Source organism: Mycobacterium rhizamassiliense (genome assembly GCF_900157375.1).
Lineage (GTDB): Bacteria > Actinomycetota > Actinomycetes > Mycobacteriales > Mycobacteriaceae > Mycobacterium > Mycobacterium rhizamassiliense.
This window is the reverse complement of sequence record NZ_LT721901.1, coordinates 4,317,717-4,338,356: the sequence shown is the minus strand read 5'-3', so window position 1 is coordinate 4,338,356 and position 20,640 is coordinate 4,317,717. Positions and strand designations below refer to the sequence as shown.

The 20,640-nt window shown below is 68.4% G+C and carries 24 protein-coding genes and 1 tRNA gene; 7 read left to right on the top strand and 18 right to left on the bottom strand.

Annotated features, from left to right (window positions below; all coding sequences use genetic code 11):
• The first annotated feature begins 152 nt into the window (after positions 1 to 152).
• Positions 153 to 1,025, top strand: coding sequence for a PAC2 family protein (locus MRAB57_RS20940; RefSeq protein ID WP_173813954.1), 873 nt, complete (start codon positions 153 to 155; stop codon positions 1,023 to 1,025).
• A 114-nt stretch (positions 1,026 to 1,139) separates the two neighbouring features.
• A complete protein-coding gene (locus MRAB57_RS20935; RefSeq protein ID WP_077089044.1) occupies positions 1,140 to 2,639 on the top strand; it encodes an amino acid permease in 1,500 nt (499 codons plus the stop codon).
• Positions 2,640 to 2,641: 2 nt separating this feature from the next.
• Here the strand turns inward: MRAB57_RS20935 and MRAB57_RS20930 are convergent, their stop codons facing one another.
• The 7 genes from MRAB57_RS20930 to MRAB57_RS20900 all read right to left on the bottom strand — a co-directional run bounded on the left by MRAB57_RS20930 (position 2,642) and on the right by MRAB57_RS20900 (position 8,195).
• A complete protein-coding gene (locus MRAB57_RS20930; RefSeq protein WP_077089043.1) occupies positions 2,642 to 3,523 on the bottom strand; it encodes an SDR family oxidoreductase in 882 nt (293 codons plus the stop codon).
• Between the two features lie 40 nt (positions 3,524 to 3,563).
• The gene (gene mshC / locus MRAB57_RS20925; protein WP_077089042.1) at positions 3,564 to 4,799 is read right to left on the bottom strand and encodes a cysteine--1-D-myo-inosityl 2-amino-2-deoxy-alpha-D-glucopyranoside ligase; all 1,236 of its coding nucleotides are present in this window, start codon (positions 4,797 to 4,799) and stop codon (positions 3,564 to 3,566) included.
• An 18-nt stretch (positions 4,800 to 4,817) separates the two neighbouring features.
• Positions 4,818 to 5,585 carry a 3'(2'),5'-bisphosphate nucleotidase CysQ gene (locus tag MRAB57_RS20920; protein ID WP_108637975.1) on the bottom strand — a complete coding sequence of 256 codons (768 nt, stop codon included), beginning with the start codon at positions 5,583 to 5,585 and terminating at the stop codon, positions 4,818 to 4,820.
• A 52-nt stretch (positions 5,586 to 5,637) separates the two neighbouring features.
• Positions 5,638 to 6,453, bottom strand: coding sequence for an SCO1664 family protein (locus MRAB57_RS20915; RefSeq protein ID WP_077089040.1), 816 nt, complete (start codon positions 6,451 to 6,453; stop codon positions 5,638 to 5,640).
• Positions 6,437 to 7,024, bottom strand: a complete 588-nt coding sequence (locus tag MRAB57_RS20910; protein ID WP_077089039.1) for a DUF3090 domain-containing protein — start codon at positions 7,022 to 7,024, stop codon at positions 6,437 to 6,439. Before MRAB57_RS20910 ends, MRAB57_RS20915 begins: the two co-directional genes overlap by 17 nt.
• 76 nt (positions 7,025 to 7,100) lie before the next feature.
• Positions 7,101 to 7,856, bottom strand: a complete 756-nt coding sequence (locus MRAB57_RS20905) for a histidine phosphatase family protein (RefSeq protein ID WP_077089038.1) — start codon at positions 7,854 to 7,856, stop codon at positions 7,101 to 7,103.
• Between the two features lie 36 nt (positions 7,857 to 7,892).
• The gene (locus MRAB57_RS20900) at positions 7,893 to 8,195 is read right to left on the bottom strand and encodes a hypothetical protein (protein ID WP_077089037.1); all 303 of its coding nucleotides are present in this window, start codon (positions 8,193 to 8,195) and stop codon (positions 7,893 to 7,895) included.
• Positions 8,196 to 8,341: 146 nt separating this feature from the next.
• Between MRAB57_RS20900 and MRAB57_RS20895 the strand changes: the two genes are divergently transcribed.
• From MRAB57_RS20895 to MRAB57_RS20885, 3 genes are read left to right on the top strand one after another with little or no spacing between them, the layout of a single operon-like run.
• Positions 8,342 to 9,394, top strand: a complete 1,053-nt coding sequence (locus MRAB57_RS20895; protein WP_077090737.1) for an SMP-30/gluconolactonase/LRE family protein — start codon at positions 8,342 to 8,344, stop codon at positions 9,392 to 9,394.
• On the top strand, positions 9,391 to 9,660 hold the full coding sequence (locus tag MRAB57_RS20890) for a DUF5703 family protein (RefSeq protein ID WP_077089036.1): 270 nt from the start codon (positions 9,391 to 9,393) through the stop codon (positions 9,658 to 9,660). Before MRAB57_RS20895 ends, MRAB57_RS20890 begins: the two co-directional genes overlap by 4 nt.
• Positions 9,657 to 10,769 (top strand): quinone-dependent dihydroorotate dehydrogenase, encoded by a 1,113-nt coding sequence (locus MRAB57_RS20885; RefSeq protein ID WP_245835969.1) that lies wholly within the window; start codon positions 9,657 to 9,659, stop codon positions 10,767 to 10,769. Before MRAB57_RS20890 ends, MRAB57_RS20885 begins: the two co-directional genes overlap by 4 nt.
• Positions 10,770 to 10,956: 187 nt before the next feature.
• Here the strand turns inward: MRAB57_RS20885 and MRAB57_RS20880 are convergent, their stop codons facing one another.
• The 4 genes from MRAB57_RS20880 to MRAB57_RS20865 form a co-directional block, all read right to left on the bottom strand.
• Positions 10,957 to 11,148 carry a hypothetical protein gene (locus tag MRAB57_RS20880; protein ID WP_077090735.1) on the bottom strand — a complete coding sequence of 64 codons (192 nt, stop codon included), beginning with the start codon at positions 11,146 to 11,148 and terminating at the stop codon, positions 10,957 to 10,959.
• 173 nt (positions 11,149 to 11,321) lie between these two features.
• Positions 11,322 to 11,909, bottom strand: a complete 588-nt coding sequence (locus MRAB57_RS20875) for an alpha/beta fold hydrolase (RefSeq protein WP_077089035.1) — start codon at positions 11,907 to 11,909, stop codon at positions 11,322 to 11,324.
• On the bottom strand, positions 11,910 to 12,440 hold the full coding sequence (locus MRAB57_RS20870; RefSeq protein ID WP_077089034.1) for a YbhB/YbcL family Raf kinase inhibitor-like protein: 531 nt from the start codon (positions 12,438 to 12,440) through the stop codon (positions 11,910 to 11,912).
• A 49-nt stretch (positions 12,441 to 12,489) separates the two neighbouring features.
• Entirely contained in the window at positions 12,490 to 13,854 is a 1,365-nt protein-coding gene (locus tag MRAB57_RS20865) for a M20/M25/M40 family metallo-hydrolase (RefSeq protein WP_077089033.1), read from the bottom strand.
• Between the two features lie 345 nt (positions 13,855 to 14,199).
• Between MRAB57_RS20865 and MRAB57_RS20860 the strand changes: the two genes are divergently transcribed.
• Together MRAB57_RS20860 and MRAB57_RS20855 are read left to right on the top strand one after the other, a co-directional pair.
• Positions 14,200 to 14,285 (top strand) — tRNA-Leu (locus tag MRAB57_RS20860).
• A gap of 136 nt (positions 14,286 to 14,421) precedes the next feature.
• Entirely contained in the window at positions 14,422 to 15,099 is a 678-nt protein-coding gene (locus tag MRAB57_RS20855; RefSeq protein WP_077089032.1) for a phosphoribosyltransferase, read from the top strand.
• A 17-nt stretch (positions 15,100 to 15,116) separates the two neighbouring features.
• Here the strand turns inward: MRAB57_RS20855 and MRAB57_RS20850 are convergent, their stop codons facing one another.
• The 7 genes from MRAB57_RS20850 to ftsZ form a co-directional block, all read right to left on the bottom strand.
• Positions 15,117 to 15,452 (bottom strand): hypothetical protein, encoded by a 336-nt coding sequence (locus MRAB57_RS20850; RefSeq protein ID WP_077089031.1) that lies wholly within the window; start codon positions 15,450 to 15,452, stop codon positions 15,117 to 15,119.
• A 93-nt stretch (positions 15,453 to 15,545) separates the two neighbouring features.
• Positions 15,546 to 16,346 (bottom strand): DivIVA-like cell division protein Wag31, encoded by an 801-nt coding sequence (gene wag31 / locus MRAB57_RS20845; protein ID WP_077089030.1) that lies wholly within the window; start codon positions 16,344 to 16,346, stop codon positions 15,546 to 15,548.
• Positions 16,347 to 16,596: 250 nt separating this feature from the next.
• The gene (locus tag MRAB57_RS20840; RefSeq protein ID WP_077090734.1) at positions 16,597 to 16,890 is read right to left on the bottom strand and encodes a YggT family protein; all 294 of its coding nucleotides are present in this window, start codon (positions 16,888 to 16,890) and stop codon (positions 16,597 to 16,599) included.
• A 154-nt stretch (positions 16,891 to 17,044) separates the two neighbouring features.
• Positions 17,045 to 17,692 carry a cell division protein SepF gene (locus MRAB57_RS20835; protein WP_077089029.1) on the bottom strand — a complete coding sequence of 216 codons (648 nt, stop codon included), beginning with the start codon at positions 17,690 to 17,692 and terminating at the stop codon, positions 17,045 to 17,047.
• A gap of 66 nt (positions 17,693 to 17,758) precedes the next feature.
• The gene (locus MRAB57_RS20830; protein ID WP_077090733.1) at positions 17,759 to 18,541 is read right to left on the bottom strand and encodes a YggS family pyridoxal phosphate-dependent enzyme; all 783 of its coding nucleotides are present in this window, start codon (positions 18,539 to 18,541) and stop codon (positions 17,759 to 17,761) included.
• A 17-nt stretch (positions 18,542 to 18,558) separates the two neighbouring features.
• Positions 18,559 to 19,266, bottom strand: a complete 708-nt coding sequence (gene pgeF / locus MRAB57_RS20825; RefSeq protein ID WP_077090732.1) for a peptidoglycan editing factor PgeF — start codon at positions 19,264 to 19,266, stop codon at positions 18,559 to 18,561.
• A 37-nt stretch (positions 19,267 to 19,303) separates the two neighbouring features.
• Complete coding sequence (ftsZ, locus tag MRAB57_RS20820) at positions 19,304 to 20,458, bottom strand: cell division protein FtsZ (protein ID WP_077090731.1); 1,155 nt, start codon at positions 20,456 to 20,458, stop codon at positions 19,304 to 19,306.
• Positions 20,459 to 20,640: the final 182 nt, after the last annotated feature.

The following is a 20,640-nucleotide window of genomic DNA, read 5'->3' as shown; positions in this document are numbered from 1 at the left end:
CAGTTTGCGGCCACCCCTATTTCGCCTCGACGATCGCCGCAGTCACCTCATAAGCATAGACGTGCTATGCAAATGGCCCGGTCGTAACGGATTCCGGTCGGTGTCGGCGAGCGCTGGCACCGACCGTCCGGCGCAGGCCGTACCCTGATTTTGTGAACCCCGAAGGCAGCCCCCTGCCCGATCTGCACAACACCGTCGTCGTGGCGGCGTTCGAGGGCTGGAATGACGCCGGCGACGCCGCCAGCGACGCGCTGGAGCACCTCGACGCCATCTGGGAAGCCGATCCGATCATCGAGATCGACGACGAGGCGTACTACGACTACCAGGTGAATCGCCCCGTCATCCGGCAGGTCGACGGGGTAACCCGCGAGCTGGTGTGGCCCGCGATGCGGATTTCGCACTGCCGGCCGCCGGGCGCCGACCGCGACGTCGTGCTGATGCACGGTGTCGAGCCGAACATGCGCTGGCGCACCTTCTGCGCCGAGTTGGTGGCCATCGCCGACAAGCTCAACGTCGACACCGTCGTGATCCTCGGGGCGCTGCTGGCCGACACCCCGCACACCCGCCCGGTGCCGGTCTCGGGTGCGGCCTACTCCCCCGAGTCGGCCAAGCGCTTCGGCCTCGAGGAAACCCGCTACGAGGGGCCGACCGGGATCGCCGGGGTGTTCCAGGACGCCTGCGTCGCCGCCGGGATCCCCGCCGTGACTTTCTGGGCCGCGGTCCCGCACTACGTGTCGCAGCCGCCGAACCCCAAGGCGACGGTGGCGCTGCTGCGCCGCGTCGAGGACGTGCTGGACATCGAGGTGCCGCTGGCCGACCTGCCGACGCAGGCCGAGGAGTGGGAGCAGGCGGTCAGCGAGATGGCCGCCGAGGACGAGGACCTGGCCGAGTACGTGACGGCGCTGGAACAGCGCGGCGACGCCGAGGTCGACGTGAACGAGGCCCTGAACAAGATCGACGGCGACGCGCTGGCCGCCGAGTTCGAACGCTATCTGCGCCGCCGCCGTCCCGGCCGCGGTAGGTGACCCGCAGACCGTCGTGTTGCCCCGGCCGGTCGACTGCGAAAGGATCGCTAGCTAGCCAACCGGGGATCGAGACATTCGCAGCGGGTTGGGCGAACGACGACGATTGGATTTTCCTTGGCCGCCGAGCCCGTCACTCCTGAACCCGGCCCGAACGCCGCGGACAGCTTCAACGAGCAAGCCGGCTACCACAAGGGGCTCAAACCCCGGCAACTCCAGATGATCGCGATCGGCGGTGCGATCGGCACCGGCCTGTTCCTCGGCGCCGGCGGCCGACTGGCGAAAGCCGGCCCAGGGTTGTTCCTCGTTTACGCGGTGTGCGGCATCTTCGTGTTCTTCATCCTGCGGGCGCTGGGCGAATTGGTGCTGCACCGCCCGTCGTCGGGATCGTTCGTGTCCTACGCGCGGGAGTTCTTCGGCGAGAAGGCCGCCTACGCCGTGGGCTGGATGTACTTCCTGAACTGGGCGATGACGTCGATCGTGGACACCACCGCGATCGCCACCTACCTGCGGCACTGGACGACCTTCACGGCGATACCGCAGTGGGTGCTGGCCCTGATCGCGCTGGTGGTCGTGCTGTCGATGAACCTGATCTCGGTCGAGTGGTTCGGCGAGCTCGAGTTCTGGGCCGCGCTGATCAAGGTTTTCGCGCTGATCGCATTCCTGGTCGTGGGCGTGGTGTTCCTGGCCGGGCGATACCAGATCGACGGGCACCAGACCGGTCCCGGCGTGTGGGAAGGCCATGGCGGGCTGCTCCCGAGCGGCGCGCTGCCCCTGTTGGTGGTGGCCTCGGGGGTCGTATTCGCTTACGCCGCTGTCGAATTGGTGGGCACCGCGGCCGGGGAGACCGCCGAGCCGGAGAAGATCATGCCGCGCGCGATCAATTCGGTGATCGTCCGCATCGCGATCTTCTACGTCGGCTCGGTCGCCCTGCTGGCGGTGCTGCTGCCCTACACCGCCTACAAGGCCGGCGAAAGCCCGTTCGTCACCTTCTTTTCCAAGATCGGCTTCCATGAGGCCGGCGACCTGATGAACATCGTGGTCCTTACCGCCGCGCTGTCGAGCCTGAACGCCGGGCTGTATTCGACTGGCCGCGTGATGCATTCGCTCGCCATGAGCGGCAGCGGCCCCAGCTTCGCCAAGCGGATGACGAAGAACGGCGTGCCGTTCGGCGGGATCGCGATGACCGGCGTCATCTGCCTGTTCGGCATCGCGCTCAACGCCTTCAAGCCCGGCGAAGCCTTCGAGATCGTGCTCAACATCGCCGCGCTTGGCATCATCGCGTCCTGGGCCACCATCGTGTTGTGCCAGTTGCGGTTCTACCAATTGACCAATAGCGGGATCCTGAAGCGGCCGCGCTTCCGCATGCCGTTGACCCCGTACAGCGGCTTTGTCACCCTGGCGTTCCTGGTTTTCATCCTGGTGCTGATGGCGTTCGACAAACCGATCGGCACGTGGACAGTCGCCATGTTGATCGTCATCATCCCGGCGCTGATCGCGGGCTGGTTCGCGGTGCGCGGCCGTGTGATGGACGCCGCCCGCGAACGGATGGGCCACACCGGCCCGTTCCCCGCGATCGCCAACAAGCCCAGGCAACCCCCGCGTTCGGGGGCGTAGGCCTACGCCTTGCCCAGGTTCTCGTTGTAGGCGCTGGTCGAGCGGCCGAGCGCGGCAACCTCTGCATCCATCTGCGGCATCAGCTCGGCGGCGGCCTTGCGCAACGGGAATTCGCCGAGGGGCGTCGACAGCACCGGCTTGATCCAGCGGAACGCGGACACCCAGCCCGGGCAGTACACCCGCTCCTTGCGGGCCTCGATGCCCTTGACGAACGCGGCCGCGCACTTGTCCACCGAGGTGGTCTTGTTCAACGGCCACGGCAGCGACGCGAGCTGTTTGGCGAACGTGGGCAGGTCGGTTTTGGTGTCGCGGACCAGCGCGGTGTCGATCCAGGCCATGTGCGCCGACCCGACGCGCACGCCCAGGTGGGCGACCTCGAGCCGCAACGCGTGGGCCAGATGCTCGTTGCCGGCTTTGGACATGTCGTACGGGGCCATGCCCGGCGCCGCGGTGAACGCAGCCAGCGACGAGACGATCAGCGCGTAGCCGCGGCGTTCGATCAGCGCCGGCAGCGTGGCGCGCACGGTGTGAAAGACACCGAGCAGGTTGACGTCGAGCACCCGCTTGACGGCCTCGGGATCCACCGCCAGCACCGAGCCGTAACTGGCGATGCCGGCGTTGGCGACGACGACGTCGATGCCGCCGAAGCGTTCGACGGCCGCCGCGGCCGCGGCCTGCATCGCGGGCAGGTCGCGCACGTCGGCGACGACGGTGAGCACGTGCTCGCTGCCGCCGAGTCGGGCGGTCGCGTCGGCCAGCACCGCCTCGTCGAGATCGACCAGCACGAGCTTGGCGCCCTTGTCGCGCAACCGCTTTGCGACCTCGGCGCCGATGCCCCGCGCGCCACCGGTGATGAAGACGACTTGATCCTGCAGCGATGCCATGGTCAATGAATCCTTTCCAGCAAGGCGCTTCCCCCAGCGATTACAGTTCCACCCCGAGCAGCGCATCGATCGCGGCCGCGACCAATCCTGGCGCATCCGTGTCATGGCCACCGTACTCGAGTGCGTCGGTAGTCCAACCATCAAGTGCGGCAAGCGCTTTAGGGGTGTCGAGGTCGTCGGCCAGGTACTGGCGCACCCGCGCGAGGACATCGGTTGCATCCGGGCCTGCGGGCAGCGTCGTCGCGGTGCGCCAGCGCTGCAGCCGGGCGGCCGACTCGTCGAGCAGCTGCTGGCTCCACGACCGGTCGGCGCGGTAGTGCCCCGCCAGCAGGCCCAGCCGGATGACCGCCGGCTCGACGCCCTCGGCGCGCAGCCGCGACACCAGCACCAGGTTGCCGCGGCTCTTCGACATCTTGTGCCCGTCCCAGCCGATCATTCCCGCGTGCACGTAGTGGCGAGCGAATCGCCTTATGCCCCTGACACATTCAGCGTGGGCGGCGGTGAACTCGTGGTGCGGGAAGATCAGGTCGCTGCCGCCGCCCTGGATGTCCAGTCCGCTGCCGATCCGGCTGAGCGCGATCGCCGCGCACTCCACGTGCCAGCCGGGCCTGCCGTCACCGAAGGGTGATGGCCAGCTGGGCTCGCCGGGTCGCGCGGCGCGCCACAACAGCGCGTCGAGCTCGTCGGCCTTGCCGGGGCGGTCCGGGTCGCCGCCGCGCTCGGCGAACAACCGCAGCATGGTGTCGCGGTCGTAGCCCGACTCGTAGCCGAACTGCGGTGTGGCGTCGGCGCGGTAGTAGACGTCCGGAAACTCGCCGTCGATCACGTACGCCGCGCCGGAGGCCAGCATCTTCTCGACGAGCTCGACCACCTCGGCAATCGCCTCGGTGGCGCCGACGTACTCGGTCGGCGGCAGCACCCGCAGCGCCGCCATGTCCTCCCGGAACAGGGCGACCTCGCGATCGCCGAGTTCGCGCCAGTCGACGCCGTCGCGGGCGGCCCGCTCGAACAGCGGGTCGTCGACGTCGGTCACGTTCTGCACGTAGCGCACCTGGTGACCGGAATCCAGCCACTGGCGGTGGACGAGGTCGAACGCCAGATACGTGGCCGCGTGGCCCAGGTGGGTGGCGTCGTAGGGCGTGATGCCGCAGACGTACATCGACGCGGTCGCGCCGGGCGCCACCGGGCGGACCTGGCGGTCAGAGGTGTCGTAGAGCCGAAGGTCGGGTCCACGTCCCGGTATCGCCGGCACCGGTGCGGAGGACCACGACTGCATGCCTTGAACCTTAAGCGACTAGCGCACCGCGTCGCGGATGGCACCGAGCAGGATCGGGGCCAGCTCGGCGCGGCACATCACGAAGTCGGGCAGATACGGGTCGGGCTGGTTGTAGCGCATCGGCGAGCCGTCCAACCGCGACGCGTGCATGCCCGCAGCCAGCACCACGCCGGCCGGCGCCGCGGAATCCCATTCCCACTGCCCGCCCGCGTGCAGGTAGGCATCGACGTCGCCGTCGATGATGGCCATCGCCTTGGCGCCGGCCGACCCGATGCCCACCGGCTGGATGGCCAGCGTCTGCCGCATGTAATACAAAACGGCCGGCGGCCGCGTTGCGCTCACCGCGATCCGCAGGGTGTGCGGGATGCCCTCCCGCGCGTTCGCGTCGGTCACCGTGTCGCTTCGGTACACGACGTTGTCGCGAGCGGGCAAAGCGACTGCGGCATCAGTGATTTCGCCTTCACCGTCGGTGGTGCGCTGCCACAGCGCGATATGCACCGCCCAGTCGTCGCGCCCGGGTGTGGAGAATTCGCGGGTGCCGTCGACGGGGTCGATGATCCATACCCGGTCGGACTTCAGCCGGACCAGGTCGTCGTAGGCCTCCTCGCTGAGCACGGCGTCGTCGGGCCGCTCGGCCCGCAGCCGCCGCAGGATCAGCTCGTTGGCCAGGCTGTCGCCCGCGTCGCCGAGCGCCCAGGGATGGCCGAAACCGATCTCCTCGCGCACTTTCACCAGCAACTCCCCCGCGTCGGCGGCGAGATCGGCGGCCAGTTCGGCATCGCTCATCTCTTCGGGTGCCGGGGTCACCGCTTCAGTATCGCCGACGGCACCGGGTGCCCTAGAACGCCGGCCAGGGAATGGGCCGGTGGCGGTTGGGCCCGGGCATCACCGGATCGTCCAGCAGCCGGTGCGCGCGGACGCGCAGCGCGGCGATTTCGTCCTGGGTGAGGTGCTCGGCGAGTTCCTCGCCGAAGTCGTCGGCCAGCGCACGGGCCAGGCCGATGACGGCCTCCAGCATGTGATCGTCGATCGGCTTGCCTGCCCACCCCCACAGCACCGTGCGCAGCTTGCTCTCGACGTGCAGGCACACGCCGTGGTCCACCCCGTAGATGTTGCCCTCGAGGTCGCGCAGGACGTGGCCGCCCTTGCGGTCGGCGTTGTTGATCAGGATGTCGAACACCGCCATCCGCCACAGCCGGATGTCGTCGGCGTGCATCAACATCACCTCGTCGCCGGTGTAGTCGTAGGCCCGGGTCACCGGTAGATAACCCGGCTGCCTTCGACCCGCGGGAAACAGGTCGACCGGGTCGGGCCCCGGCCGCGGCTCGGTGTCGGGGTCGTCGCCGGGCTGCTCCACCCACAGCTGCAGCATGCCCGGACCCGCCGGCCCGTGCCGAATGATGGTGTAGGGCACGATGTTCCAGCCCAGCCGGACCGACACCAGATACGCGGCGAGTTCGCGGCCGGCCAGTGTCCCGTCCGGAAAATCCCACAGCGGCTGCTCGCCGGCGATCGGCTTGTACACGCAGTGCGCGCTGGACTCGCCGTGCGTGGCCTCACACAGGAAGGTGGCGTTGCTGGCCGAGCGGATCCGTCCGAGAACCGTCAGCTCGCCGTTCCGCAAGACCTCGCGATCGTCATTCCTCGGGTTCATCGCCGGGCCCGGGCAGCGCGCTGCGCTTGTAGCCGTTGGCGCGGGCGCAGATGTGGCCCTCGGGGTCCAACGGCTCTTCGCACAGCGGGCACGGCGGCCGTCCGGCCGAGATCACGCGATTGGACCGGGTGGCGAACTGCCGTGCCGACTCCGGCGTCAAGAACACCCGCACCGCGTCGGGCCCCTCGTCGGTGTCGTCGAGCACCACCGAGGCGTCGAATTCGGCGTCGGTGACGGCCAGCAATTCGACCACCACCGTCTGCGCCTCGGAGTCCCAACCCAGGCCCATCGTCCCGACCCGGAACTCCGCGTCGACGGGGGTGACGAGCGGGTCGAGGTCGTCGACCTCGGCGGGCTCTGGCGGCACCGGGGTGCCGAACCGGCGGTTCACCTCGAGCAGCAGCGCACCGATGCGTTCGGCGAGCACGGCCACCTGTTGCTTCTCCAGCACCACCGAGACGACGCGGGCGTCGTGGACGGCCTGAACGTAGAAGGTCCGGTTTCCGGGCTGACCAACCGTCCCGGCCACGAAGCGGTCGGGTGTGCGGAAGACGTGAATTGCGCGGGCCATGGCACTTTCCAAAATACCGGCTGTTGGCAATGCAATGCGATCCGGATTGGGTTGCCTGCCGAGAGATCCAGCGGAGTTAATCCGTGGAGCCGCCGACCACCGCGTCGCTCGACGGCACCGCATCGCCGGTCTGGGTTTGCGATTCCTCCGGTTTGTCGCCCTGCCCGTCGGCCTTGGCCTCGTCGGTCTTCGGCGGTGGCCCGGCCCGCAGACCCGCCGACAGCCGGGCGCCGGTGTGGTTGACATGCAACACGAATGGGCGCAGCTCCGTGTAACGGATCACACTCACCGACGCGGGGTCGGCGGTGACGCGCTGGAAGCCGTCCAGGTGGATGCCGTAGGCGTCGGCGATCAGCGCCTTGATGACGTCACCGTGAGTGCAAGCCACCCACAGCGCATCGCCGCCGTGCTCGCCGGCCAGCCTGCGGTCGTGCTCGCGGACGGCGGCCACCGCGCGCGCCTGCACCTGCGCCAAGCCCTCGCCGCCCGGGAACACCGCCGCGCTGGGATGGGCCTGTACGACCCGCCACAGCGGCTCCTTGGCCAACTCGGAGATCTTGCGGCCCGTCCAGTCGCCGTAGTCCACCTCGGCGAGCCGGTCGTCGATCAGCGGCTGTAGGCACAGCGATTCGGTGAGCGGCTCGATCGTGCGGCGGCACCGCAGCAGCGGCGAGGAGACGACGGCCCGGATCGTCAGGTCGCCGATCCGATCGATCAGCCCGACGGCCTGCTCGCGGCCCTTGTCGTCGAGATCGACGCCTTCGGACCGACCAGCCAGCACTCCCGCCGTGTTCGACGTCGATCGACCGTGGCGCAACAGGATGACCGTCACGACGACGACCGTACCGAATGCGGGTGGCGCTGAGGACTAACGAGCGACGGGCACCGCACGCGCGACGGCGTCTCGCACCGCGGCGGTCAGGCTGCGCTCGTCGGTGAGATCGATGTCGACCAGGCCGCGGACAGCCTTCGCGACCACGTCCTCGGCCTGCGGAACCGGGTCGGAAAGACGCGGCCGGTAAACTTCGACAACGAGCGACCGATGCTCAATGTGGAAAGAAAAACTGCGCCCATCACCGACTTGTCCGTACCCGCTCGCAAAGATGCCTGTCGAAATGTCTTCGACAGCAAACTCCCTGTCCGAGGTATGCCGGTCAACGATGACGGTCATGACCCGACCATACCTCTCCAGTACGGTCGGTCGTGGTCGACATGGCCATATTGGATGCGAAAGCGTTCCCTAACATGTGAACTTCACGTCCGACTATCGAAGGTCAGTTGTTGCTGTCACGCCCTAGAAGCGAGAAGCGCCTAGCCCTGCGTCACGGGCCCACCGCGCTTCTTTTGCTGGCCCTAGTGCTGGCCCAGATCGCCGGATGCTCGTCGAATCCGCTCAGTACCGCCCCGCGCACGATCGAACCGGCCCGCGCGGCCGACTCGCCGCCGGTGTCGCAGAATCCGGCCGGTTCGGTGCGGCCGCTGGCGGGGCACGCCGCGGCGGCCGTCTTCGACGACGGCACCCACCAGCTGGCGGTGCTGACGCCCGGCCCCGACCCGGCGGCCCCCGCCGGCCTGACGGTGGTCGGTCAGGCACCGGCCGAACCGCGGTCCATCGCGCTGCCCGGGCCGGCGACCGCGCTGACCGGCGACGGCCGCGGCACGGTCTATCTGTCCAGCCGTGGCGGCTACCTGGCAGCCGACCTGTCCACCGGTCACGTTGAGCGGGTCGCGGTCGCCGACGCCGCGCAGGTCGACTTCACCGCGATCGCGCGCCGCGCCGACGGCAAGCTGGTCCTGGGCAGCGCCGACGGCGCCGTCTACGTGCTGACCGCCCGAACCCCGGATGGCGGTAGCGCGGCCGTCGAGGGCCGCAACAAGATCTTCGCCCGCGTCGATTACCTTGCGACCCAAGGGAATACGACCGTCGTCCTGGATCGCGGGCAGACGTCGGTGACGACGATCGGCGCCGACGGCCGCGCCGAGCAGGCGCTGCGCGCCGGTGAGGGCGCCACCACCATGACCGCCGATCCGCTGGGGCGAGTGCTGGTCGCCGACACCCGCGGCGGCGAACTGCTGGTGTACGGCTGTTGTTCGCCGCGGACCCCGCTGATCCTGCGGCAGGCCTACCCGGTGCGCGGCGCGCCCTACGGGCTGGCCGGATCGAGGCAGTTGGCCTGGGTGTCCCAGACCGCATCCAACGCCGTCATTGGTTACGATCTGTCAACCGGAATCCCCGTCGAGAAGGTGCATTACCCAACTGTGCAGCAACCCAACTCGCTGGCCTTTGACGAAGCCGCGGACACCTTGTACGTGGTGTCGGGATCCGGTGCGGGGGTCCAGATCATCGAGCACGCGGCGGGTACCCGGTGACGGCGTCGCGGCCCAGTCCTTCACGACGTAGCGCGCTGCCGACCGGGTGGGACGCCGATGTGTCCGACGACTACGAGAGGGTGCTGTTGCGCCTGCCGCCAGAAGTGACCAGGCTCAGCGCCTCGGTCCGGCTGTCCATCGAGGCCGAATATCGCGGCTGGGAGCTGGCGCGGGTGCGGCTCTACACCGATGGCAGTCGACGAGTGTTATTGCGCCGCAAGAAGTCTCGCCTGGCCAACCAGCGACTCGACCAACCGGAACTGTGACGGCGGCGGAGGCGCGCGGGCATCGCGCGTACGGGCTGCTGCGCCGACTGTTTTTCTTGATCCCGCCCGAGCGCATCCACACGCTGGTGTTCGCCGTGCTGCGCGGCGCGACCGCCGTCGGCCTGTCGCGACGGACGCTGCGCCGACTGCTGAGCCCGAGCGATCCGGCGCTGGCCAGCACCGTGTTCGGGGTTCGTTTCCCCGGCCCGCTGGGGCTGGCCGCCGGCTTCGACAAGGACGGCGTCGGGCTCGGCACCTGGGGCGCACTGGGTTTCGGCTATGCCGAAATCGGCACGGTCACCGCGCACCCGCAGCCCGGCAACCCCGCTCCCCGCATGTTCCGGCTGCCCGACGACCGCGCCCTGCTCAACCGGATGGGGTTCAACAATCGCGGCGCCGGCGAGCTCGCCCTGCGCCTGGCGCAGCACCGGCCCGACGTGCCGATCGGCGTGAACATCGGCAAGACCAAGGCGACCCCGGCCGCCGAGGCCGTCGACGACTACCGGGCCAGCGCCCGGCTGGTCGGGCCGCTGGCGTCGTATCTGGTGGTCAACGTCAGCTCGCCGAACACTCCCGGCCTGCGCGACCTGCAGGCAGTCGCGGCGCTGCGGCCCATCCTCGAGGCGGTGCTCTCGGAAGTCTCGGCGACGTCGACGCCCGTGCTGGTCAAGATTGCACCCGACGTCTCCGACTCCGACGTCGACGACATCGCCGACCTGGCCGTCGAACTGGGTCTGGCCGGCATCGTGGCAACCAACACCACGGTGTCGCGCGGCGGCCTGGCCACGCCGGGAGTCGACGAGCTGGGCGCCGGCGGCATCTCGGGCCCGCCGGTGGCACGCCGGGCCACCGAGATCCTGCGCCGCCTCTACCACCGGGTGGGCGACCGGCTGGTGCTGATCAGCGTCGGCGGCATCGAGACCGCCGACGACGCCTGGGAGCGCATCGTCGCGGGCGCCTCGCTGCTGCAGGGCTACACCGGCTGGATCTACGGAGGCGGCTTGTGGCCCAAGCACATTCACGACGGCATCGCCGACCGGCTGCACGCGGGCGGGTTCGCCTCGCTGCGGGATGCGGTGGGGTCGGCCGCTGACCCTCCGCCGAGCTAGGCGGCGGAGTCGCCGTCGTCTGGCAGTCGCGCAAAAGTCGCTCGATTACGACCTAGAGCGGCGCATCGCCGCGAATCGTCATAGCGGCTGATCTTCGAGCCCGTCGAGACATGCAGCCTCTGGTGGTCCGATGTACCCGTACCCGTCACTGCAACGCCATTGCCGCCCAGCGAGCGATAGACGGGATTTAAGGGCGGTTGGCTTGGCGCTTGCGCGGCCAGGCCCTGTAGGCGAGGTAACCCATCAACAGAGCGAGGCCTCCAGCACTGATCAGGCCGAGTGTCGTGCCGTGGGTGCATGCATTCAGCACGAACAAGGCCAGGAACAGGACGGCCAACGCCGAGTAGAACCATCGGCCGTACAGGGAGCTGGTCGTCACGCGCACGTCCTCACATCTGGTGTCGTTGCAGACCTTGATCTCCCCGACGATGGCTTTCGTCACGCCGTAGGGACCCCATGCGCAGAATTTTATGGCGACGGCGCGCGGGCCGGTAGTCACCCCAAATGAGCTGGCTCGGCCGGGAAGTGCCATGCGGCACCACCGACAAGTTTTCAGCGCAGCGAGTCCAGGTATGCGGCGACGAAATCCGTGGTGCGGCGATGCCATTCATGAAACCGCCGCACCATGTGATGGCCCACGCCGTCGATGCCCACCCATTGCGCATCCAGGCCGCGTTCGCGGGCTCGCAGCGTCTGGATGCGGGAGGCCTCCGGGTCGGTCCGGGTATCGGCGGTGCCGTGCACGACGAGCAGCCGGGTGGACGGCGGAATCAGGTCACCGTCGTCGCGTGGCCAGTACGGCGCCAGCGCCACCACCGCCCCGATCTGCCCGCCGGCGGCCAACCGCGTTGCGACCCGACCACCCATCGAATGCCCCACCAGCACAATACTTTTCGGCTCATATCGGCGACCGGCGGCGGCAAGGACGGCGGTGGCGTCGGCGACCGCGTCGTAGCGCGGGCTGTTCCACCCGCGCAAGCGGTACTGGACACGCCGCACCTCGACATCGCGGCCCAGTCGGCGGCGCAGCGCGCCCGCCACCAACATCATCCGCAGGTTAGGCGGATGCCACCATCGATAACGCTCGTCGCTGCGCACGCGGCCGCCCGGCAGGACCAACACACACGCGCGAGCGCTCACCTACTTCTGTTCGTAGACGCCGTGAATGTAGGCGCGCGCGATCGCGTGCTGGAACAGGTTGAACCCGAGGAAGGCCGGGCTGGCGTCCTCGCTCAGCTCGAGCTTGTCGACGTCCACCGCGTGCACCGCGATGTAATACCGGTGCGGGCCGTGGCCGGCGGGCGGCGCGGCGCCGATGTAGCGGCGCATGCCGGCGTCGTTGACCAGCTCCAGCGCGTCGCCGGGCAGGTTGCCTCCGCTGCCGGCGTCCTCGGGCAGCTCGGTGACGTCGGCCGGCAGGTTGGCCACCGCCCAGTGCCAGAAGCCGGACAGCGTCGGGGCGTCGGGGTCATAGACGGTCACCGCGAAGCTGCGGGTCTCCTTCGGGAACCCGGACCAGGCCAGCTGCGGGCTGACGTCTTCGCCACCGGCGCCCATGATCCCGCTGACCTGCGGGGTGGCCAGCGCCTGGCCGTCGGCGAGCGATTCTGACGTCAAGCCGAACGTCGGCAGCTTGGGCAGGGCGTCGTACGGGTCGGACACCGAACTCATGAACGGTCCTCTCGGGTGGTCGAAGGCAACAGTCGAACCTGATTCTTCACTAGCAATGCGTCAGGAAATGGGCCAGCACCTCGGTGCCGAACCGCAACGCGTCGATGGGTACCCGCTCGTCGACGCCGTGGAACAACGAAGAGAAGTCAAGATCCGGCGGCAGCCGCAGCGGACTGAAGCCGAAGCAGCGAATTCCCAAGCGCGCGAAGGCTTTTGCGTCGGTCCCGCCGGAGAGCATGTAGGGCACCGTCCGCGCGTCGGGATCCAGCGCCAGCACCGCGTCGTTCATCGCGTCGACCAGATCACCGTCGAAGCTCGTCTCGTAGGAGTCGAGGTCGCGGATCCATTCCCGCGACACGTCCGGGCCGATCAGCTCGTCGACCTCGGCCTCGAACGCCGCCTTGCGGCCCGGCAGGATTCGGCAGTCCACCACCGCCTCGGCCGTCGCCGGGATGACGTTGGCCTTGTAACCGGCCTTGAGCATCGTCGGGTTCGCGGTGTCGTGCAGCACGGCCTTGAGCATCCGGGCCATCGGTCCCAGCTTTTCGATCGTCCCCTCCAGGTCGGTCGAATCGGGATCGAAGCTCAGGCCCGTCTCCTCGCTGAGGGCGGCCAGAAATTGCAGGACGGTGTCGGTCATCACCAGCGGGAAATGGTGCTTGCCCAGCCGGGCGACGGCCTCGGCGACGGCGGTGACGGCATTCTGGTCGTGCGCCATCGAGCCGTGTCCGGCCGTCCCGCGGGCGGTCAGCCGCATCCACGCCAGGCCCTTCTCGGCCGTCTCGATCAGGTAGAGCCGGCGTTCGCCGCCATCCGGCCGCGGCACCGTCAGCGAGAAGCCGCCCACCTCGCCGATCGCCTCGGTCACGCCGTCGAACAGGTCGGGCCGGTTGTCGACCAGCCAGTGCGCACCGTAGCGCCCGCCGTGTTCCTCGTCAGCGACGAACGCGAACACCAAGTCGCGCGGCGGCACGATCCCGGCCCGCTTGAGCTGCCGGGCGACCACGATCATCATCCCGACCATGTCCTTCATGTCGACCGCGCCGCGACCCCAGACGTAGCCGTCCTCGATCGCTCCGGAAAACGGGTGCACGCTCCACTCGGCCGGTTCGGCGGGCACGACGTCCAGGTGCCCGTGGATCAGCAGTGCGCCCCGCGACCTGTCCGCGCCGGCCAGGCGGGCGAAGACGTTGCCGCGACCGGGCCCGCCGGACTCCAGGTACTCGGGCTCGTAACCCACCTCGGCGAGCTGCGCGGCGACCCAGTGCGCACACTCGGCCTCGCCCTGGGTGGTCTCGGGTTCACCGGTGTTGGTCGTGTCGAACCGGATCAGCCTGCTGACCACGTCGACCACGTCGTCGCTGGAGTGGTTCGGGTCCTCGGTCTCAGCCGTCACAACACCCTTTCCTACCATCGCCCGGCCAGACCGGCTCGGCGCCGCCCGCACAGCCGGTTGCTGAACTGGCACGATTCGGCATCGGAGACGCCCCGGGCGGCGTAAGGTCTCCCGCCATGTCTGCTGCAACGAAAAAGGCCGGCGTCGCCTTGGCCCTCGCCCTCATCGCCCTCGGCGCGAGCGGATGTGCTCTCGCTACCGTCGTTCCCTCGTCCTCAGCGCCGGCCCACGTGCTGGATCTCTCGGGCCCGGGTCACTGATCACCGAAGCCGACGCCGGTCCTGTCGCGCAGGCCCGGCGAGCTGGATTGGGTCCACACCGGCCGATCCGTTAGCCTTAGCTGCCAACTTCTCGTTGGCACATGTCCGAGTGGCGGAATGGCAGACGCGCTAGCTTGAGGTGCTAGTGCCCTACTAATGGGCGTGGGGGTTCAAGTCCCCCCTCGGACACGCGACGGAGGCGAGCGAAGTGGATGCTCGTGTCTTGTTGCCGCACAACACCATTCGTTCCACACCGGCGCTTCGCCGCGTGGGCTTGCAACCGCACGTACGCTGGAGGCAGGCCCGTACCCGGGAGTGCAAACCAATGAGTCCACCCAGCGGCTTTCGCCGGCGGACCGCGTTACGGACATTTCGCGACCGTCGCGAGGCAGGTCGCGCGCTGGCCGAGCAGCTCGCGTCATACCGCGGCAAAGACAACCTGATGGTGCTCGGGCTGGCGCGCGGCGGCGTTCCCGTGGCCGCCGAAATCGCCTCGGCGCTGCGGGCCCCACTGGACGTCTTCCTGGTCCGCAAGCTGGGGGTGCCGCGCTGGTCGGAGCTCGCGATGGGCGCACTGGCCAGCGGTGGCGGTGTGGTGATGAACGACAACGTGGTGTCCAGCCTGCACGTCACCGACGAGCAGGTTCGCGAGGTGATCGACAGCGAGACCGCCGAACTGACCCGCCGTGAGCAGGCCTACCGGGGCGGGCGCCCGGCCGCCGACCCCACGGGCAAGATCGTGATCCTGGTCGACGACGGCATCGCCACCGGCGCCAGCATGCTCGCGGCCGTGCAGGCGATACGGGCCGGCGGCCCGGATTCGATCGTGGTCGCGGCCCCGGTCGGGCCGCAGCCGGTGTGCCAGGAGCTTTCGCGGACGGCCGACGACGTGGTGTGCGTGACGATGCCGGGCGATTTCGAGGCTGTCGGGCAGGTCTACGACGACTTCCACCAGGTCAGCGACGACGAGGTGCGCGAGCTGCTCGCCAATCCGACGGTCTGAGCACCGCCGGCTGTCGACTACTTGGCCGATTCCTCGCCGCGGCCCTCGGCCGACACCGGGGACTGCTCGGTCGCTTCGCCGGCATCCGCGGCCGGCTCATCGATGGCGGCGGACTGCTCGGTCTCGTCCGCGACCTCTTCGGGGTAGTCGTACGCGTCCTCGTCGGCCGCTTCGGCCGCATCGACGCCCGAATCACGGCGCTGGCGTTCCCGCAACGCGTCGATGATCAGCAGCACCACGCCCAGCACGCTGGCGCCGATGCACACCCAGGCAACAAGTTCGTTGCTGGTGACGACCGCAAATACCAGGGCGACAAGCCCAATGAGGGCCAGTACCAGCGCAATGATCAGCATCGGTCATCCTCCAGCCGACGGGCGGGACTGCCAGGTCCAGTGCAGGGTTCGGTGCCAGCCTCGCAGTGACGAGTTTCCGGCACCACACCGAGGCTAGTTGGCGCCCCGGTTGAATTGCTCGAACGCCCCTGCATCCGCGCTGGAGTCGACGGGCGCCGCCGATCCGCGCTGACCGAGCTCCTCGAGCTGCGACTCCAGATAGGTCTTGAGCCGGGTGCGGTATTCGCGTTCGAACGTGCGCAGCTGCTCGAGGCGGCCTTCCAGCACCGTGCGCTGCTGGTTGATGGTTCCCATGATCTCGGAGTGCTTGCGCTCGGCATCGGCCTGCAGGGCATCGGCCTTCTCCTGCGCCTGGCGCAGTTGGGTCTCCGACCGGGTCTGCGCGTCGGCCAGCATTGCCTCGGAACGCTGCTTGGCGTCGGCGACCTGAGAGTCGGCGGATTGCCGGGCCTCGGTCAGGATCTGGTCGGCGTTGGCACGCGCGTCCGCCAGCAACTTCTCGGACTCCGCCTGGGCGCTGCTGGTCAGCCGGTCGGCGGTGTCCTGGGCCAGGCTCAGCACGCGGGCGGCCTTGAGAGCCTGCTCCTCGTTGGTGCCGCTGGGGGCCGCAACCGGGGCGGCCTTGACCGGCTCGGGCTCGGGTTCGGGTTCGAAGACGGGAGCGGCCGGGGCGGGCTGAGCAGCGGCGGGAGCGGCGACGCCACCACCGGCGGCCACCTCGCGGTCGAGCTCCTCGATCCGCTGACGCAGATCCGAGTTCTCTTCGATGAGCCGCGTCAGCTCGTTCTCGACGAGGTCAAGGAATGCGTCGACCTCGTCTTCGTTGTATCCGCGCTTGCCGATAGGCGGCTTACTGAACGCCACATTGTGGACGTCGGCTGGTGTAAGCGGCATTGTTCGTCCCCTCAAGTTCCTGTCAAACGTTCTGGAAAGTGTAGAACGGAGTAGCAGCCCTTGTGCAACTGCCGCCCATCCTGTCACACCAGACTCGGCGGTCGCCGATTAGGCCAATAAATAAGATCCAATTTCAGACACTAAGAGCAATAAAATCTGAATCCTTAGAAATTGCAAATCGCGCGCATCAAACCGAAGCCGAACCGTGGCCAAACTGTCGCCAAGGTGCTCCCGGTGCGGCCGCCGTCGCTCACGCCGACGCGGCGCCGAACGCCAGCTGCATCCCGATGAACGCGACCAACAGCAGCACCATGATGGACAGGTCGAAACGGACCGCCCCGATGGTCAACTGCGGGATGAGCCGGCGCAGCAGTTTTACCGGCGGATCGGTGATCGACATGATGATCTCCAGGATCACCACGGTGATGCCCGTGGGATGCCAGTCACGGCTGAACGAGCGGATGAACTCGACGACGACCCGGGCGATGAGCAGCAGCCAGAAGATGAACAGCGCAAACCCAAGGATTTGGAAGAAGAGCACCAACGAAAGTCCCGACCTTACGATGAGATGGTCATTCGACGCGCGCAAGCGCGGCATCCGCTAGCGTACCGACTCGCTCGGCAATCAGACATCTCACCTGCGCCGCATGGCCGCGGCAGGGCGCTGACCGCCCCGCCGCCGGCGGGGCTGATCGCGGCTATTGGTAAGCGTAGAAGCCGGTTTCGGCGATCCGGCGACGCTCCTCCGGCGACACATCGACGTCGGCGGGCGACAGCAGGAACACCTTGGTCGCGACCTTGTCGAAGGAGCCGCGCAGGGCGAACGCCAGGCCTGCCGCGAAGTCGACCAACCGCTTGGCGTCGGCGTTGTCCATCGAGACCAGGTCCATGATCACCGGGGTGCCATCGCGGAAGCGCTCGCCGATGGTGCGGGCCTCGCTGTAGTCCTTGGGCCGCAGCGTCGTGATCTTCGACAGCGGGTGGCCGTCCTCGAACATCATCGCCATCCGGCGCGGGTCCATCGCCAGCGCACCGCGGGTGCCACCACCGCCGCGAAGGAAGGAACCGAGGCGCGGCCTGCTCATTTCCGGCCGGTCGAAGTCGCGACCGCGGAACGAGGCCTCCTCGGCGTAGCCGCCGCGGTACCCGGCGGGCGCGTAATCGGGCTCACCGCGCGCGTCGTCGTAGTCGCGTCCGTCGTAGCGGCCGTCCACGCGTCCGTAGCCGTCATCGAATCGCGGCCGCGGGAAACCCCGGGACGGGGCGCGGTCGTCGTAGTACTCGTCTTCGTAGTCGTCCATCGGGGCCATTCCGAAATAGGCCTTGACCTTATGCAGTGTGCTCATCGCGTTTGCCCTTCTAGCCCCTGGGAGTATTGATGTCTGTGATGAAGGTGTGACTACAGTGACTACTCACGGTGACGGTAGCCGCCGAGGGCCCAATAGCGCGGTACCGACACGCACACACGTCGAACCGTGTTTGACGGCGATTTCGAAGTCATTTGACATGCCGGCGGACAAACCGAGCGCATTCGGATGCGATGCGAGAACCCGCCGATGCTCGGATTGGAACCGCTCGAACGCCTCCTCGGGATCGCCGTCCAGCGGCGGGATGGCCATCAAACCGACCAGCTCCAGGCCCTCGGATGCCTCGACCTGCGCGCACACCTCGTCGACCGCCCGGGGCTCGGTGATGTCGATGCCGCCTCGCGTCACGTCGCCGTCCAGGCTGACCTGAACGTAGGCGCGCAGCGGGTTCGCCCGCTGACCCTCGCCCAGCGCCGCGGTGACGGCGCGATCCAGCGCGGTGACCAGCGCCGGGGTGTCGATCGAGTGTGCGGTGTGGGCCCAGCGGGCCAGCGATCGGGCTTTCTTGCGTTGAATCCGGCCCACCATGTGCCAGTTCACTTCCCGGGAATCCGATCGCCCCGAAGCCGCGGAAGCGGTAACCAACCGAGTGAGTTCCGCCACCTTTGCGGCGGCTTCTTGTTGCCGGGATTCGCCCACTGATCGGCAACCCAATCGAGACAAAATCGCGACATCGGTTGCCGGAAAGAATTTGGTAATTGGGAGAAGTTCAATTTCTCCGACATTGCGACCCGCGCGCTCCGCGGCGAGCGCAAGTCGCGAACGAACCGCCGCCAAGGCGTGCGTCAATTCCGATTCGCGGTTTCCTTGTGCTTCCGGAGCCGGCATGTCCCCCGCGATGACGCTCACTCCATCCACACCAACGACGCCAGCCGCCCGGTTGGCGCGCCCCGGCGATGACTGAACAGCGAACGGTCGGCCACCGTGCAACGCGGATCGACGTCGATCGACGTGATGCCCAAACCCTTTAGCTGGCAAGCGATTCCGGCGCGAAGGTCCAACCCCGGCGTCCCGGCGGCGGTGGTGGTGCGGCTGCCGGGCAGCGCAGCCTCGACCTGGTCGGCCATCGCAGCGGGCACTTCGTAGTTGCTGCCGCTGACCGCAGGCCCGAGCAATGCCGAAATGTCGCCGGGCTGCGCGCCGAGCTCTTTCATCGCCTCGACCGCGCGGGTCACTACTCCATTTGCCGCACCCACGCGGCCGGCGTGAATTGCCGCGGCCACTCCGGCGCGCGCATCGGCCAGCAATACCGGCACGCAATCGGCGGTCACCACTGCCAGCGCGAGTCGCGCCGTCCGGGTGACCAACGCGTCGGTGTCATCGATGACGGCACCCAGTGGTCTGTCGACGACGGTCACGCGATCGCCGTGCACCTGATTCATCCACACCACCCGGTCGGCGCCCAGGCCGACGGCGGCGGCGAGCCGCGCGCGGTTGGCGGCCACGGCCTTCGGGTCGTCACCGACGTGGTCGCCCAGGTTGAAGGTGTCGAACGGCGGCTTGGAGACGCCGCCCGCGCGGGTGGTGGTCACGCGCCGGATGCGAACGCTCACCTGACCAGTATCCGGCGCGCGCCGCATGCTCGAGGACTCAGCGGCGCATGAAGGGCGGCACATCGACGTCGTCGTCATCGCCGCCGATACTCAGCGTCGCACCGTTGGTGTGCACCGGAACGCTGACGGCGTCGACCGGTTCGAACAGCGTCGACGTGAGCTTGCCTGCCTTGGCCGCCTCGATCCGGTGCGCGCCGCCGGCCTTCTCCGTGCCGGTGGCCCCGACGACGGGCTTGCGGCCCGCACCCGCGGCGTCGAAGCCCGCGGCGATGACGGTGACGCGCACCTCGTCGCCCAGCGAGTCGTCGATCACGGTGCCGAAGATGATGTTGGCGTCCTGGTGAGCGGCGTCCTGCACCAGCGAGGCTGCCTCGTTGATCTCGAACAACCCCAGGTCGCTGCCGCCGGCGATCGACATCAGCACGCCTTGGGCGCCCTCCATCGACGCTTCCAGCAGCGGCGAGTTGATCGCGATCTCGGCGGCCTTGAGCGACCGGCCCTCGCCGCGCGCCGACCCGATGCCCATCAGGGCCGTACCCGCGCCGGACATGATGCCCTTGACGTCGGCGAAGTCGACGTTGATCAGACCCGGTGTGGTGATCAGGTCGGTGATGCCCTGGACACCGTTGAGCAGCACCTCGTCGGCACTGCGGAATGCGTCCATCAGCGATACCGCCGCGTCACCCATCTGCAGCAGGCGGTCGTTCGGGATCACGATCAGGGTGTCGCAGCTCTCGCGCAGCGAGGAGATGCCGGTCTCGGCCTGGTTGCCGCGCCGCTTGCCCTCGAACGAGAACGGGCGGGTGACGACGCCGACGGTCAACGCGCCCAGCTTGCGCGCGATGCTGGCGACGACGGGCGCGCCGCCGGTGCCGGTTCCGCCGCCCTCGCCTGCGGTGACGAACACCATGTCCGCGCCGCGCAGCAGCTCTTCGATCTCGTCCTTGGCGTCCTCGGCGGCCTTGCGCCCGACCTCCGGGTCGGCGCCTGCGCCCAGTCCGCGGGTGGACTCGCGGCCCACATCCAGCTTGACGTCGGCATCGCTCATCAACAGCGCCTGCGCGTCGGTGTTGATCGCGATGAACTCCACGCCCTTAAGGCCCTGTTCGATCATCCGGTTGACGGCGTTGACGCCGCCGCCGCCGATACCCACGACCTTGATGACGGCCAGGTAGTTATGCGGGGGGGTCATCATTCGTCTTCCTCCCTGGTGGCTCTGGTTCTCCCCGATGGGGTTCTCGCGTACGGTGTCGGCTTCCCTGGCAAACTCTCAACCTCAACCATAGAGTTAGAGTTATGTCAAGTAGTTCCGCGCAACCAGAACGGTATGGGTATGGCGCGCGCTAACCACGCAGGCGCGCCGACGCGCGGCGC